Source organism: Pseudoalteromonas distincta, from assembly GCF_005877035.1.
GTDB lineage: Bacteria > Pseudomonadota > Gammaproteobacteria > Enterobacterales > Alteromonadaceae > Pseudoalteromonas > Pseudoalteromonas distincta.
On record NZ_CP040558.1, the window covers coordinates 706,934 to 723,016 of the forward strand.

The window sequence follows — 16,083 nt, forward strand, 5'->3', positions numbered from 1 at the left end:
CGAAGTGGATGTAACTGCTCCTGAACTTGAAATTATTCCATCGTTTTTATTAGGTAATTTAGTTTCTCTTTCGGGGGATTCTGATTTACCGGGAGGCTCTGTAATCACTATTACAGAGTACCTAGTTGGTGGGTTAGTTGGCGCAACTTATACAGCAACGACAAATCCTGATGGTACCTGGGGGCTTGCAAACATAACAGTACCTTTACTAAACCTTGCCTATGTGACTGCCAGTGCAACGGATGCCGCTGGTAATGTCAGAACAATCAATACACTTGATTTTGATAACGTAGCACCAGAATTAACCGTTAGTGTTGATGCTTTATCTAATGACAGTACGCCAGTAATTAGCGGCACCACCGATATGGGGCAAGGCACTGTAATTAATATAACCGTGACTGATAGTGAAGGAGAAAGCCAAGCGTTTACTGCGACAGTTCAAGCCGGTGGCAGTTGGTCAGCAGATGTACCAGCAGAGCTAGCGCAAGGTCAATACACTGTTGTTGCAGAGGTTAGAGACAGTGTTGGTAATTTAACAACGCAGCAGGCTCAAGGTGAAATAGATAGCGTTGCTCCTTCATTAATTGTGAACGAAGTTAACGCGACAATAGATACAACCCCTACAATTTCAGGCACGAGTAATGAGATTGGTGCTGATGTAACCATCCTTATCGGCGGTCAAACACTAACAGCAACAGTGGGTACTGATGGCAATTGGCAAGTAGATGTCCCCGTAGCACTTGTTGATGGTGATTATACGGCTCAAGTAAGTGTTACCGATGATGCTAATAATACCAGCAGCACGGCTATTGATTTAACAATTGATACCCAAGTACCTGTTATTGTACTTAATGACATAACTGTATTTAACACTGAGACACCAGTTATAAATGGTACTTCAACTGAACCACAGGATACGGTGGTCGATATAGTCATTACAGATAGCAACGGTGATATACATACTTTAACTGCAATAGTTGATGCTAACGGCGATTGGCAAGTTACAGCGCCAAGTTTGCCTGATGGTAATTATGATGTAGAGGTAAGTATTACCGATGATGCTGGCAATCAAGGAGTGGATACAGGCTCGAGCTTTATTGATACTCAAGCACCAAGTATTACTATAAACGCATTAGGTACAATTAATGACAGCACGCCAACTATTTCAGGCACATCCAATGAACCTGAAAACACGAGTATTACAGTAACTGTGACCGATAGAGATAGTACCGAGACTTACACAACTATTGTTGGTGCAGGTGGTGCTTGGACTGTAGATATTACAGATGTACTGACTGATGGTGAAGTTGCAGTTTCTGCAAGTGTTACTGATGCCGCAGGGAATGAATCAGTTGCAAATAGTACCGCAATGTTAAATACCAATGCGCCTACAATTAATATTAATACAATTATTGATACAAACGATCAAACACCAGCAATATCAGGCACAAGTAGTGCGGCAGATAACACAGAAATCACGGTTGTTATAACTGACGTTAATAACGTTTCACATACTGTAACTACAACTGTGGTAGGTGGGATCTGGAGTGTTGATGCGACAGATATTCTACCTGAAGGTGAATTTACTGTTTCGGCAAGTGTAACTGAAGGAGGCTTAACGAGTAATACAACAGGTAGCGGTGTTATCGATTTAACTCCACCAGCCCTTAATATTACACCGCTTACAATTTCAAATGATACAACGCCAACAATTTCAGGCACAACTACAGCTCCACAAGGCGCCATAGTCGCTATTTTAATTACAGATAGCTTAGGTGTAGAGCAAACGGTTAATGCTACTGTTGGTGCAAATGGCACATGGTCAGTCGCTGCAAGTACAGAGTTGAGCGAGGGCACTTACACGGTTTTAGCTTCAACAACAGATACTGCAGGTAATCCTGTAAACACAAGTATTACAGGGGAAGTTGATATAACAGCACCTGTTGTGACCATTAACGATATTGTTGGAAGTACAGACCTAACCCCGGGTATTTCTGGAGGTGTGACAGGTGCCAATGTGGGTGATGCTGTTGCTGTGGTATTTACCGATGCACTCGGGAATAAGCATGCTGTAAATACAACAGTTCAAACGGGTGGTGTATGGTCTGTAGAGGCAACTAGCTCTCTATCACAAGGAGATTATTCAGTTGAAGTATTTGTTACTGACAGCGCGGGTAATACCGGGGATGCAACAAATACAGCAACCATTGATACAATTGCTCCCGAAATTAGTATTGATCAAAGTTCATTAATACTTACCCAAGACAGCACGCCATTAATTAGTGGCATATCAAACGAGCCAAATACAAACGTTTTCGTTACGTTTACTGACTCAGCTGGCGCATCGCATCAAATTACCGTACAAACGGATGCTAATGGAGACTGGCAAGCCGCTGCAGACAACGTATTAGCAGAGGGGGTTTACAGTGTTTCGGCAACGATTACTGATAGCGCAGGAAATACCTCTGTTGATAGTAAAACAGGTGGCGAAGTAGATACAGTAGGGCCAGAGCTTACTATTGTGCCTTCGTTCGTATTAGGACAGCTAGTATCTTTATCTGGTACTTCCGATTTAGGTGAAGGTAAAACAGTCACCGTTAATTTAGAATTAGCAGGTGATTTGGCTAACTTAACTTACGATGTAACCACCGATGCCAATGGTGATTGGGAGTTATTAGGCCTAGCGGTTAATATTATTGGCTTATCAGTTGTTGAAGCCTCCGCAACTGATGAAGCGGGTAACACCACCACTATTACGACTGCAGATGTAGATGCTTCAACGCCGTTACTTAATGCGGTGGTTGACTTTGTAGCTGGCGAGGGTGATTTACCAATAATTAGCGGTACGACCGACCAAGCCCCAGGCACCGAAGTGCTAGTGAGAGTGGTAGATAGCGATAACATAGCACAAGATTTGGTTGCTATAGTGCAGGCAGATAATTCATGGACTGTACAGGTTCCTCAATCACTTGCTGAGGGCGTGTTTACTGTAACTGTAAATGTATTAAGTGAAGTCGGGATCACAGCTACACAGCTGCTAAGCAGTGTAGTAGATACCATCTCGCCAACACTTAATTTGCAAGTGATTGGTACAACGTCAGATTCTACTCCAATTATTCAAGGGACCAGTGATTTAATTAATGGCGTGGTAGAGATTCAGCTGGACGGAGGCTCAGTACTAACAACAACAGTGAATGCAGCAGGGCTATTTTCACTGGAGGTTGATGCGCTGACTGAAGGGCAGCATGTTGCCAACGTGAGTATCACTGATGATGCCGGCAATGTAGTAACACAAACGCTCGAGTTTGTTGTTGATACGTTAGTACCTGTGGTAGATATTTTACCGTTGAGCATCAGCAATACTGACATACTCACTATTTCGGGTACTTCAGAGGAGGCTCCGGGTACAGACATTGATGTAACTGTAATTGATAGTAACGGCAACGCAACAGTATTTGATGCCCTTGTTGGGAGTGATGGAACATGGTCGTTATTAACCACGAGCCTACCTGATGGTATATATAGTGTATTTGCAAGTATTACTGATGCTGCGGGTAATCTAGGCCAGTCTGCTACTGAGCAAGTGACGATTGATACCATTCCACCAGCGCTAGGGATAGACGCCTTTGGTGTACTTAATACATTAACGCCAACTATTACTGGCACCAGTGACGAAGAAACCGGTAGCTTAATCACGGTTAACATTACTGACTCTACAAATACACTTTTTGAAGTTACCACAACGGTATTAGGCGATGGCACGTGGCTTATTGTTGCACCTGCACTTGCTGAGGGCGATTTAACCATAGAAGCCATTAGTATTGATGATGCTGGAAATATAGCCACAGTAACGCAAACTGGCACTGTTAGTACCACTTTACCGAGCCTACTAATCAATCCAATAATAGATACAAGCGATACAACCCCTACTATTAGTGGTACTACCGACGTAATAAACGGTAATGTAGAAGTTGTTATTACAGATAGCAGTGGTAATGCAACAACCTATAACACTCAAGCACTTGGTGTTGTATGGACATTAATACCGAGCACGCCACTAGCTGAAGGTGCTTTTACAGTTGATGCGACAGTCGAAAACTTTGGCCTTACAAGCTCTACAAGCCTTGATGGCATAGTTGATTTAACACCGCCCACAATTGAAGTTAATGAACTTGCAGTTACGAATAACTCACTGCCAACAATTACAGGTACAAGTGATGCTCCAGCAGGTACAACCATAAGCGTAGTACTTACTGATGCTAATAGTGATTCGCAAACATTAACTGCGCAAGTGGCAGGTAACGGAACTTGGTCAGTCACAGCTGTTACGCCGCTTAGTGAAGGCGGTTTTACTGCTACTGCAACAGTTAGTGATGCTGCAGGAAACTCATCAAGCGATACCATGGTTTCAAGTACTGATTACACAGCACCTATTGTATTTATAGACTCTATTGCAGTAGGCCAAGATACCACACCGACTATTACAGGCTCGGTAACCGGAAGTTTTGCGGGAGCTGCAGTTATGGTGATGTTTACTGACGCACTAGGTGAAACACACAATGTTTCAACAACAGTAAACACAGACGGGTCGTGGATTGTTACAGCTTCGCAGCCTCTTAGTGAAGGGAATTACAGCGTTGATGTAAGCGTACTTGATAATGCAGGTAATATTGGCGAGCAATCAATAAGCAGCATAGTTGATTCAGGCATAGTAATTAACTCTGGTTTAGAATTAACAGCCGATAGCACACCTAAGATCACCGGTACCGCAGGAGCAAATGAAGATATTACCGTAAGTTTTATAGATGAAAGCGGTACTGTGGTAACCAAGGATACAACAGCGGGTGAGACAGGTGTATGGAGCGTATCACCAGACAATGACTTACTTGATGGAGCATACACTGTAACGGCTACCGCTACTGATGAATCTGGAAATGTTACTTCAAGTGGAAGCTTATCTGGGTTAGTGATTGACTCAACGCCGGTAGACTTCGAAGTGTCTAACTATTACTGGGGCTTACTAGGAATAGGTTTAACTGCAGAAGGCACAGTAGAAGAAGGAAATAGTGTATATGTTGTAGGAGCAAACCTACTTGGCCTTGAGGTGTTAAACCTAAACTTAAATGTGCTAGAAAGCGCTAGAGAAATTCAACCTGATGAGAATGGAAATTGGAGTTCATTATTATCAGTTCTTGATTTAGGTTCTTGGTCTGATTATCGCTTTATCACAGTTGATGAAGCCGGTAATTATTTAATTAAGGATATTAATGACAATATTATTGACCAAGGAAACGACCCACAACTTGCTAGCGCAGGAAGCAGTGCAAGCGCTGCTTCCGGCGACACAATCCCTGAATCATTTAGTGAGGAGTCGGCTTTAGGCGATACAACCCCTAATGAAGTTTCAAGCAACAACGTATTAAGCACTGAAACGATTGATTTAGGTAACTTGAGTGGTCTATCAACACCTGAGCAAACGGTGCAAGTGAGTTCGGCGGAGCCACTTAACATTAATGACGTAATCATTAACGAAGATGCAGAGCAGCTTATAGCGCTAAATACACTGGTTGAGGATGAAGGCTCTGCAATTGCTTATACTCCAGCTCAAAGTGGGGGAAGCATTGATGCAGCAGCACCTGCGGTTGATGTACAAAATCAATCGGAAGAGATGATTAAACACTTAATTGAAGGTAGTAATAATCAAACGGATATTTAATATCAATAAAGCCCTCTTAATTATTTTTTAAGGGGGCTTACATTATTAAGCAAATTGATATTATTTATAACGAAATTTAAGAACAAAGGACATTAAAAAAGCCTTATTGATTTATCAATAAGGCTTTTTTAATGTAAAATTTTGGGCTTACGCTTTTAGATTACGAACCAGTTTACTCTCGGTATTTACAGATTTACCGGCTTGGTCGTAGGTCATTGACGTTGGTGCGCCAATTAATATCTCTTTTAATTGTTTAACACTAAGTTGCGCTTGACGGGCAGCATGAGCATTAACATTATTTTGTTTTTGGCATTGTGCAAGTTGAGTTTTAACTTGGCTTATTAGCTCAGATATTTCAGGGCTTTGTGTATCGTTACTGGCAATTAGCTTACTTAGCTCTTTATCTAGAGTGCTTAGCTTAGTTAAAAAAGACATTTTTTGTTGGGCAATTTCTTTTAGACCAGCACCACGTCGTGAGGCAATAGCAGTAAGCTCATCGTTTAATAGCGTGTGTAAAGAGTCTAAACAACTTACTTGTTGGTTTAGCTTTACGCTAATTAAACTATTATGATCAGCCATACACGTTAAACTCAAAATCAGCTAAGTTTTTAGCAAGCTTTTCACTGTCCACTTGGTATTTACCTTCAGTTATTGCTTTTTTTAGCTCAGCAACTTTATCGCTGTCAAAGCCAGGCGATTGCTGTGCTTTATCTTGAAGCGTTTTTAATTGCTGCGCTTGCGGCGTTAAACTTACAGAATCACTTGCAGCTTTAGGCGAAGGGGCCTGAGCAGCTTGTGTATTTGCGTTATCTTTTTTTAAATCAACTTGTTGCTGCTTTGCATTTGTTAACGCATTAGCTTGTTGATTACTGCCATTAACTTGATTAACCATAATAATAAACCCGTATATTACCCAACTTATGCCATGTTATCGGCATATACGTAGGATACTTTAGTATAAATCTAAATTAAATATTCACCTGAACAGACTCTACACCATCTACTCGCGCATTTAAAACTTTACCTGATTTTTTGTTTTTTATTTGTATTTGTTCGCCCAAAGTACCGTCTTCTAAAGCAATACCTGTGGTTTTAATTCTAAGACCCCTCAGGTTTGCGTAAATATTAACAGAGTCACCTTTACACACCATGCAAATTTGGTTTAGTAATACTGGCATACCACTTCTAATATTTCGTTTACTTCTACTACCTATTAGCATTGTGGGATCGTCTAAGTACTGTATTCGTACAAAGTGAGTTGGTTTCATTTCAATACTTAAATGCGATTTAGTTATTACTTCACCGCGGGTTAAATTAGCAGTGGCAACAACAACTGGGGCCATTTCAACAACTCTTACATGAACGTATTGAGCCCACGTTTGCGCATCATTGCACTTGGCTTGTAAGGTTACTTGGCGGTTAAATGGTGGCTCATCGGATGTTGATAATTCAAGCTCTGTATTACAGACACGATCAGGAATGCGACTGTCTAAAGGCAGAGCACTTAATTGAGTATTAGTATTTTGTAATGTACCAATTTGCTTAGCTATGTAAGCAACGGCCATGTCTTGTAATAAATCTTTACTAAACACTTTAGCTTGCAAAGGGAATACAAAGCACAAGCTAGTAACAAAATAAAAAACACTGTATCTTCTGATTTTTTTTAACAAACTCATAATGTTTCGACTATGCTTATGGTTTCAAACAGGGTATAAATATTTTGCGTCAAAAAGTAGACGCACCCGCGATGTTATGTAGCTTTATAAATAGAAAGCAATTATCGTTCCGTATTATTTGTTTTCTTTAGGAGATTTGAATGGCAGGCATTTTAGACTCAGTAAACCAACGCACACAGTTGGTTGGGCAGAACCGCCTAGAATTACTTTTATTTAAGCTCAGAGGGCGTCAGCGTTTTGGTATTAATGTATTTAAAGTGAGAGAAGTGCTGCAATGCCCTCCACTAACAAGCATGCCAAAATCTAATCCGTATATTCGTGGTGTTGCACATATTCGTGGTCAAACCATTTCGGTTATTGATTTATCAATGGCTGTAGGTGGGCGCCCAATCGACAACATTAAAGACAGCTTTATAATCATTGCTGAATACAATCGCTCTGTGCAAGGGTTTTTAGTGGGCGGAGTTGAACGCATTGTAAATATGAATTGGGAAAAAATAATGCCACCGCCATCAGGCGCCGGACGTTATTCATATTTAACGGCAGTGACCGAAATCGAAAATGAATTAGTCGAGATTCTCGATGTAGAAAAAATTCTCAACGAAATTTGTCCAGTAAACACAGAAGTAAGTGCTGAAGTTGCACAAAGTGGCGATATTCAAAGAGATTTAGGCGAACGTATCGTATTTATTGCAGATGACTCTGCTGTTGCGCGTAATCAAGTTAAACGGGCCTTAGAGCCGCTAGGTGTTCAAACAGAGCTTGCTAAAAATGGTAAGGAAGCTTTAATTAGGCTTAAAGAAATAGCAGAGCTTGATTGTAAAAATGATATTACAGAGCGAGTAGCATTACTTATCTCAGACGTTGAAATGCCAGAAATGGACGGCTATACCTTAACAGCTGAAATAAAAGCAGATCCCAAACTTGCACCTTTGCATGTTATTTTGCATACCTCTTTGAGTGGTGTTTTTAACCAAGCGATGATTGAAAAAGTAGGGGCAGATGACTTTATTGCTAAATTTAACCCAGATGAATTAGCAACAGCGGTTAAAAAGTGGGTTCATTGTGATTAACAAAAATAGGTGCTACTAACTTGAATAATAAAGATTTGCAGCAAAGTGAATACGACCAGTTTCGTTCGTTTTTAGAGCAGCAATGCGGCATTGTTTTAGGTGAAAATAAACAGTATTTAGTTAAAAGCCGACTTGCTCCGTTAATGACTCGATTTAATGTGGGATCTTTATCGGAATTGGTTAGTAAAACTCTCGGGCCTCATGAGCGGCAATTAAGAGCCGCTGTGGTTGATGCAATGACCACCAACGAAACTTTGTGGTTTAGAGATCAATACCCATTTGAGTTACTCCAAAACAAGCTTTTCCCTGAATTTAAAGATTTAAGAAGACCTTTAAAAATTTGGTCTGCTGCCAGTTCGTCAGGCCAAGAACCTTATTCAATAGCTATGTCGGTTGCTGAATTTAATGCTAAGCAACCAGGTGTGCTTCGTATGGGGGCACAAATTATCGGTACCGACATATCTAATACCATGCTTGATATGTGTAAAAATGCAGAGTATGACGCGCTGGCACTCGCCAGAGGGTTATCTGCAGAGCGTCGTAAAAAGTTTTTTAAAGACAGCGGCAACGGTATGGCACAAGTAAACGATACAATAAAAAAACAAGTTAGTTTTAGGCATTTAAATCTGCTTGATTCTTACGCGTTAATGGGCAAGTTTGATATTATTTTTTGCCGAAATGTACTAATTTATTTTGCGCCTGAAATAAAAGCTAAAATTATTAACCAGTTTGCACAAGCGTTAAATCCAAACGGTTACCTATTTTTAGGCGCGTCAGAGTCCCTAACTGGCCTAAGTACTGAATTTGATATGGTTAGGTGCAACCCTGGTATTATTTACCAAAAGAAGTAATTAAGCTAACTCCCTTCCCTAAAACGACGCACCTAGCGTCGTTTTTCTATTTAGATACATAGCCTTATAAAAATATAGCATGCCCTAATATTAATGGCTTATTTTTTGCTTTATTAATGGGTAAGTCAATTTTTTGGAGAAGGTTATGGCTATCAGTTTTGATAAAGCATTAGGTGTGCATCCGCAAGCCATGTTGATCCGTTCACAGCGAGCAGAATTAATTGCAACTAATATAGCTAACGCTGATACGCCTGGCTATAAAGCAAAAGATATTGATTTTGCCTCTGCTTTAAAAGCGGCAAGGTCAACCCAGCAAAGCGGCAATACTATGGTAAGAACTAATGATAAACACATTGGTGGAGGTACTCATAGTATGGGCAGTTCAGAATCATTTCGTTTGCCAAATCAATCAGATACTGGTGATGGTAACTCGGTTGATATACAAGTGGAACGAAACTTGTATACACAGAATGCTATGGAGTATCAGGCCAGCTTGCAATTTTTAAGCGGCAAATTTAAAGGCCTGAATAAAGCTCTCGGTAGTCAAGGATAAAAATTATGAGTTTATATAATGTTTTCGATATTGCAGGTTCGGGTATGAGCGCACAAAACGTTCGCTTAAATACTACAGCTAGTAATATTTCTAATGCTAACACCATTAGTTCATCTCAAGACAAAACGTACCGAGCGCGCCAACCTGTATTTGCGGCTGAGCTAACAAAGGCTTCAGCATCAGTAAGTAACCAGCAGGGCTCCGCAGTTGGTGTTAAAGTTTTGGGCATTGTTGAAAGCGATGCGCCATTGCAAATTGAATATAACCCAAACCATCCAAGTGCGGATGAAAATGGCTATATCTATAAACCCAACGTTAATGTTGTAGAGGAGATGGCAAATATGATTTCTGCCTCTCGTTCTTACCAAACAAACGTGCAAGTTGCTGATGCAGCTAAGCAAATGCTAAGTAAAACACTGTTGCTAGGGCAGCGGTAACCGAGGGTAGGTTATGAGTAACGATATTAGTACATCTTCATCCTATTTAGACTCTTTGCGTTGGCAAGAATCGCAAGTAGCGACCAGCGACAATGAGAGTGATGCGTTAACGCAAGAAGACTTTTTTTCTTTGTTAACTCAGCAATTATCGTATCAGGATCCCAGTAACCCTGCGGATAACGATCAAATGATTGCTCAAATGACTAGCTTTACGATGGCGCAAGGTATCAGTGATTTGAATTCAAATTTTGATACGTTGGCTACTTCGATGACATCAAACTCAGCCCTGCAAGCTTCAACGCTTGTTGGCAAGCAGGCTTTACTAGAGTCAAATACTGTTGATTTAAATGAATCAGGTGATGCTAAAGGGTCTATCGTTGCTGAAAGTGCAGTTGAAAGCTTAACACTTAGTGTAACTGACGCTTCAGGACAGCTAGTGAGAACAATTGATATGGGTTCTCAGCCTGCGGGCGCTGTTCGCTTCGCTTGGGATGGTAATAATGAAAGCGGTGAGCGTTTACCTGAAGGGGAATACACATTATCGGCACAAGGTAGTACCAATGGCCAGTTTTCTAGCTTGCCTATTGCAACTTTCAAAAATATTGAAAGTGTAAACATTAACGGCTCAAGCGGCATCATTGTGAACACCAAAGAAGGTGCGGTTAGGTTAACCGACATTGCAGAAATCGCGTAACAAATTTAATATTTCTTGCCTGCCAGCAGGCCACAGATTAACAGGTTAGAGGTGAATTATGAGCTTCAATATTGCATTAACCGGCCTAGCTGCCGCACAAAAAGATTTAGACGTAACTGCAAATAATATTGCAAACGTAAATACAACAGGTTTTAAAGAGTCACGCGCTGAGTTTGCCGATGTTTACGCTTCATCAGTATTTAGCTCTGGTAAGACTAAAAATGGTGATGGTGTTCAAACCGCTATGGTTGCACAGCAGTTTCATCAAGGCTCACTGCAATTTACAAATAACTCACTTGATTTGGCTATCACTGGTGAAGGTTATTTCGCGATGAGTGAAGACTTAGGTTCTCAAGATTTTTCTTACACTCGTGCAGGTGCATTCAAATTAAATGAAGATAATTTTGTAGTAGATGCCAAAGGTAATTTTTTACAAGGTTTCCCTGTTGATGAAGCTACAGGTGCCACTACATCAGTAAGTTTGAGTACTTCATCACCATTACAGATACCGGATTCGTCTGGTTCTCCTCGCGCAACAAGTAAAGTGTACTCATCATTTAACTTAGATTCACGAGAAACTCAACCTACAGTAACTCCTTTTGATTCAAGTACGAGTGCTTCTTATAATAGTTCTACATCAACTACAGTTTATGACTCATTAGGTGAGCCACATGTTTTACAGCTTTTCTTTGTAAAGCAAGACCCAACGACAACACCAAATCAATGGCAAGTTTATGGAACTTTAGACGGGAAAAATTTTGGGACAGATGGAGTTGAAACAGTCGCAGGTTCACATACTCCTATAGATACTTTTGAATTTACATCAGCAGGTTTGCCTAATGTAACATCACCGGCTACAACTTTTGATGATATAGACTTATCTTCTGATGCGACTACAGGTTTGACTTCTCTTTTGACTAATGGTGCAAGTTTTCCTGATGATGTGTCAGTCAGTTGGCGTGATGAAGCGGGAACCAGTAATAAAGTTCCCACTCAGTATGCAGGTAACTTTGAAGTAAAAGCGCTTGAGCAAGACGGTGCTACTGTTGGCCGTTTAGCCGGTATTGATATTGGTACTGATGGTAAAGTAGTTGCATCTTACAGTAATGGTGACTCAACTTTTCTAGGTCAAGTCGCTATGGTTCGTTTTTCTAACTCACAAGGCTTACAGCAAGTCGGTGATACCGCTTGGAAAAAAAGTTTAACATCTGGTGATCCAATTGCAGGCGAACCAGGATCAGGTACTTTAGGATCGATCAATTCATCAGCGCTTGAGCAATCAAATACAAACCTTACTAATGAACTAGTAGACTTAATTACTGCACAGCGTAATTACCAAGCAAACTCACGTGCGCTTGAAGTTAACTCAACTATTCAGCAAAGTATTTTGCAGATTCGATAAGCTAAACCCCATTAAATATATTAGGCTGCACTTTTGCAGCCTTTTTTGTAAGTCCTCTTTGTAAGCCCTTCTAAAAACCTCTCAATGTTGCGTCAAATTTAATCTGGCACCTATTTTGCATTTATAAGTTCAGAGATTTTTTATGTGAGTCGATACTATGGACAAAATGGTCTACATTGCGGCCTCTGGCGCTAAGCAAAGCCTACAAGGGCTTGCGCTTAAAGCCAATAATTTGGCGAATGCAAATACAACAGGATTTAAAGCTGACTTTGCCCAGGCGCGTTCTATGCAAGCGTTTGGCGAAGGTTTGCCTACACGTGTATTTTCAATGCAAGAGCGTCCGGGTTCAAACATGGTATCGGGTGGCATTGTGCAAACCGGGCGAGACTTAGATATCGCAATGAGCGATAACGCATGGCTTGCTGTGCAAGATGCCTCCGGTAATGAAGCTTACACAAAAGTGGGTACGTTAAACGTTACTGCTCAAGGCATGCTTGTAACCAGTCATGGTCGTCAAGTTATTGGCGAAGGGGGACCTGTAATTTTACCCGTCCCAGTCGAAAAAATAGGGTTTAGCCAAGATGGCGCTATTCAAGTTCGACCACAAGGCGCTCCCGCTAACTTTTTAGAAGAAATCGACACGCTTAGAGTGGTAGAAGCAAATAGCTCACAGCTCGAAAAAGGTAACGACGGTTTATTTAGACCAAAAGCAAATGTAACAGTAGATACCTCTGCCAATGTAAAAGTTTTAAGTGGTTCGCTTGAAATGTCGAATGTGAATCCGGTTCACGAAATGGTCGACATGATAAGCCACCAGCGCCAATTTGAATTACAAGTGAAATTAATGAAAACAGCTGAAGAAATTGACGAGCGTCAAGATCAGTTATTACGCATAGTTTAACTTTAAAGTGAGGACACGATTATGAATCCAGCATTGTGGATCAGTAAAACTGGGCTAGACGCTCAACAAACCGATATATCGGTTATCTCAAATAATTTAGCGAATGCGAGTACCGTAGGTTACAAAAAAAGCCGCGCTATATTTGAAGATTTACTTTATCAAAATATTAATCAACCGGGTGGTCGTTCATCGCAAGATACCGAAATGCCGTCGGGCTTAATGTTAGGTGCGGGTGCTAAAGTTGTAGCTAACCAAAAAGAGTTTACGCAAGGCAACATGTTGACCACCGAAAACTCACTAGATTGGATGATTTCTGGCGAAGGTTTTTTTGAAGTACTGCAACCAGATGGCAATATTGCTTACTCACGCAATGGTCAGTTTACTACTGATGGCGATGGACGAATTGTAACATCGGGCGCAGGTTACGTTATTCAGCCAGAAATGAATGTACCTGATGACGCGCAATCAATTACGGTTTCGCAAGACGGCGAAGTATCTGTGCGTGTTGCAGGCCAAGCCGATAACGTTGTAATTGGTCAGCTGACTATTAGTGACTTTATTAATCCATCGGGTCTTGAGCCAATTGGTCAAAACCTTTATACCGAAACGGCTGTAAGTGGTGCGCCTGTACAAGGTAATCCTGGTGTTGAAGGGTTAGGTAGTATTATTCAAGGCTCACTCGAAACTTCAAACGTAAATGTGACTGAAGAGCTGGTAAATCTAATAGAAACTCAGCGTATTTACGAAATGAACTCAAAAGTAATTTCGGCCGTTGACGAAATGATGAGTTATATCAATCAACAGCTTTAATAGAGTAGGGGGGAATTATGCGTAATATTATTTTATTTGCAGCGGGCACATTATTTTTAAGTGGCTGTATGTCTACGCAAAATAGTGAGGTAGTGCAGGACGACCCTTACTACGCACCTATGTACCCTGAGCCTATTCTCGAGCCGCTGGTAGCCACAGGTTCATTGTTTAATACTCATACATCAAACGACTTATATTCTGATAAAAAAGCGCTACGTACTGGCGATATAATTACGGTTAAATTGCAAGAGTCTACTCAAGCAACAAAAGCCGCTAAAACAGAAACAGACAAAGAAACCGACGCAAGCTTAGACCCAGTGATTGGCTTAGGTGGTCTACCTGTAAATATAGGTGGCGATAGTATTCAGTTTGGTATTGGTAGTGATTCGTCGTTTACGGGCGATTCAAAATCTAACCAGTCAAACAGCTTAGTGGGCGATATTTCGGTTAATGTTATGCGCGTTTTACCTAATGGTAACTTAGTTATACGCGGCGAAAAATGGCTAACGCTTAATACTGGCGAAGAGTTTATTCGTTTAGAAGGGCTAGTACGCCCTCAAGACGTAAGCGCCGATAATACGGTTGAATCAAATCGTATCGCTAATGCACGTATTCAATACTCAGGTAAAGGGCAAACGCAAGAGGCGCAAAGTCCTGGTTGGCTTACACGTTTCTTTAGCAGTTCGCTGTTTCCATTTTAGAGGGTAACAACATGAATAGCCTTAAAGCTTTATGTTTAGTTGTGTTATTAGGTTGGCAGTTTACTGCCAGTGCTGAGCGCATAAAAGATGTGTCTATGGTTGAAGGCGTACGCTCTAACCAATTAGTCGGTTATGGCTTAGTGGTTGGTTTACCGGGCACCGGCGAGCAAAACTCATACACACAACAAAGTTTTAGAGGCATGTTGAACAGCTTTGGTATTACGCTACCTTCAACTCAAAGTCCTAAAATTAAAAATGTTGCCGCTGTTGCTGTACATGCAGAATTACCTGCATTTAGAAAGCCCGGGCAAACAATAGATATTACGGTTTCTTCTATTGGTAGTGCAGGCAGCTTACGTGGCGGTACTTTACTACAAACTTTTTTAAAAGGTGTAGATGGTAACGTGTATGCAATTGCACAAGGTAGTTTAATTGTCGGTGGCTTAGGCGCACAAGGCCTTGATGGCAGTAGAGTTGTAATTAACACCCCTACAGTTGGCCGTATACCAAATGGCGCTACAGTTGAGCGCGCCGTGGAAAGCCCATTTATGCAAGGCGATTACATTACTTTTAATTTAAACCGCCCAGACTTTACAACGGCAAAACGCCTAGAAAAAACAATTAATGACTTAGTTGGCCCAAATAGCGCACAAGCAATAGATTCTGTTTCTATTCGTGTTATAGCACCACGCGATGCATCCCAGCGTGTATCGTACTTATCAACACTCGAAAACTTAGAATTTAAACCAGCTGATATGGCCGCTAAAATTATAGTTAACTCGCGCACCGGTACAATTGTCATTGGCAAAAACGTTAAGCTTCAGCCTGCGGCTATAACTCACGGTGGCTTAACAGTAACAATTGCAGAACAACAAAACGTGTCACAACCAAATCCGCTAGCAAACGGTGATACAGTTGTCACGCAGCAAAGTATTATTGATGTAAACCAAGATGACTCGCGTGCCTTTGTATTTAATCCAGGTGTAAGCCTTGACGATTTAGTTCGCGCAATTAACGAAGTAGGCGCAGCGCCTGGTGACTTAATGGCTATTTTAGAAGCACTAAAAGAAGCTGGCGCAATTAACGGACAGTTAGTTGTTATATAATAACCCAGGCCATTAAATAACGTATTACTTAAGCCCTATATTTTTGAAATTAGGGCTTTTTATTTACAGCAACTTAAGTTTATTATTTTTATCTTCCTTGTTTTATCGGTAGTGGCTCAATTTTTGCATTTTTAACTGCATTATTCATTTTGTGTCAAAAAGC

General features: G+C 40.9%; 14 protein-coding genes (1 of these 14 running past the window's edge). 11 read left to right on the plus strand and 3 right to left on the minus strand.

The features are described 5' to 3' along the window. Positions 1–5,716, plus strand: the final stretch of a protein-coding gene (locus tag FFU37_RS03060) for an Ig-like domain-containing protein (RefSeq protein WP_175413885.1). It extends 21,428 nt beyond the left edge of the window; the window shows 5,716 of its 27,144 coding nt (coding positions 21,429–27,144); the start codon falls outside the window, past its left edge; its stop codon occupies positions 5,714–5,716. A 147-nt stretch (positions 5,717–5,863) separates the two neighbouring features. On the opposite strand, the gene flgN is transcribed toward FFU37_RS03060, so the two are convergent. From flgN to flgA, 3 genes are all read right to left on the minus strand, one after another. Next, positions 5,864–6,295 carry a flagellar protein FlgN gene (gene flgN, locus FFU37_RS03065; RefSeq protein WP_039484691.1) on the minus strand — a complete coding sequence of 144 codons (432 nt, stop codon included), beginning with the start codon at positions 6,293–6,295 and terminating at the stop codon, positions 5,864–5,866. Further along, on the minus strand, positions 6,288–6,608 hold the full coding sequence (gene flgM, locus FFU37_RS03070) for a flagellar biosynthesis anti-sigma factor FlgM (RefSeq protein ID WP_002959436.1): 321 nt from the start codon (positions 6,606–6,608) through the stop codon (positions 6,288–6,290). The genes flgN and flgM overlap by 8 nt, the downstream gene beginning before the upstream one ends. 76 nt (positions 6,609–6,684) lie before the next feature. Then, complete coding sequence (gene flgA / locus FFU37_RS03075) at positions 6,685–7,392, minus strand: flagellar basal body P-ring formation chaperone FlgA (protein WP_007581857.1); 708 nt, start codon at positions 7,390–7,392, stop codon at positions 6,685–6,687. Between the two features lie 140 nt (positions 7,393–7,532). On the opposite strand from flgA, the gene FFU37_RS03080 reads away from it, so the two are divergent. From FFU37_RS03080 to FFU37_RS03125, 10 genes are all read left to right on the plus strand, one after another. After that, positions 7,533–8,465: a chemotaxis protein CheV gene (locus FFU37_RS03080; RefSeq protein WP_002959434.1), complete on the plus strand. Its 933-nt coding sequence runs from the start codon at positions 7,533–7,535 to the stop codon at positions 8,463–8,465. A gap of 20 nt (positions 8,466–8,485) precedes the next feature. Continuing rightward, entirely contained in the window at positions 8,486–9,316 is an 831-nt protein-coding gene (locus FFU37_RS03085; protein WP_138488696.1) for a CheR family methyltransferase, read from the plus strand. Positions 9,317–9,461: 145 nt separating this feature from the next. Then, positions 9,462–9,869, plus strand: a complete 408-nt coding sequence (flgB, locus tag FFU37_RS03090; RefSeq protein ID WP_002959431.1) for a flagellar basal body rod protein FlgB — start codon at positions 9,462–9,464, stop codon at positions 9,867–9,869. Between the two features lie 5 nt (positions 9,870–9,874). Further along, positions 9,875–10,306 carry a flagellar basal body rod protein FlgC gene (gene flgC / locus FFU37_RS03095; RefSeq protein ID WP_002959429.1) on the plus strand — a complete coding sequence of 144 codons (432 nt, stop codon included), beginning with the start codon at positions 9,875–9,877 and terminating at the stop codon, positions 10,304–10,306. Positions 10,307–10,319: 13 nt separating this feature from the next. Beyond that, positions 10,320–11,000 carry a flagellar hook assembly protein FlgD gene (locus FFU37_RS03100; protein WP_039484684.1) on the plus strand — a complete coding sequence of 227 codons (681 nt, stop codon included), beginning with the start codon at positions 10,320–10,322 and terminating at the stop codon, positions 10,998–11,000. A 58-nt stretch (positions 11,001–11,058) separates the two neighbouring features. Beyond that, entirely contained in the window at positions 11,059–12,402 is a 1,344-nt protein-coding gene (gene flgE / locus FFU37_RS03105; protein WP_138488697.1) for a flagellar hook protein FlgE, read from the plus strand. A 157-nt stretch (positions 12,403–12,559) separates the two neighbouring features. Continuing rightward, positions 12,560–13,303: a flagellar basal body rod protein FlgF gene (locus FFU37_RS03110; RefSeq protein WP_007581863.1), complete on the plus strand. Its 744-nt coding sequence runs from the start codon at positions 12,560–12,562 to the stop codon at positions 13,301–13,303. Positions 13,304–13,324: 21 nt separating this feature from the next. Next, the gene (gene flgG / locus FFU37_RS03115) at positions 13,325–14,113 is read left to right on the plus strand and encodes a flagellar basal-body rod protein FlgG (protein ID WP_002959420.1); all 789 of its coding nucleotides are present in this window, start codon (positions 13,325–13,327) and stop codon (positions 14,111–14,113) included. Positions 14,114–14,130: 17 nt separating this feature from the next. After that, positions 14,131–14,814, plus strand: a complete 684-nt coding sequence (gene flgH / locus FFU37_RS03120; protein WP_002959418.1) for a flagellar basal body L-ring protein FlgH — start codon at positions 14,131–14,133, stop codon at positions 14,812–14,814. 11 nt (positions 14,815–14,825) lie between these two features. Then, positions 14,826–15,920: a flagellar basal body P-ring protein FlgI gene (locus FFU37_RS03125; protein WP_039484677.1), complete on the plus strand. Its 1,095-nt coding sequence runs from the start codon at positions 14,826–14,828 to the stop codon at positions 15,918–15,920. The last annotated feature ends 163 nt before the right edge of the window (positions 15,921–16,083 follow it).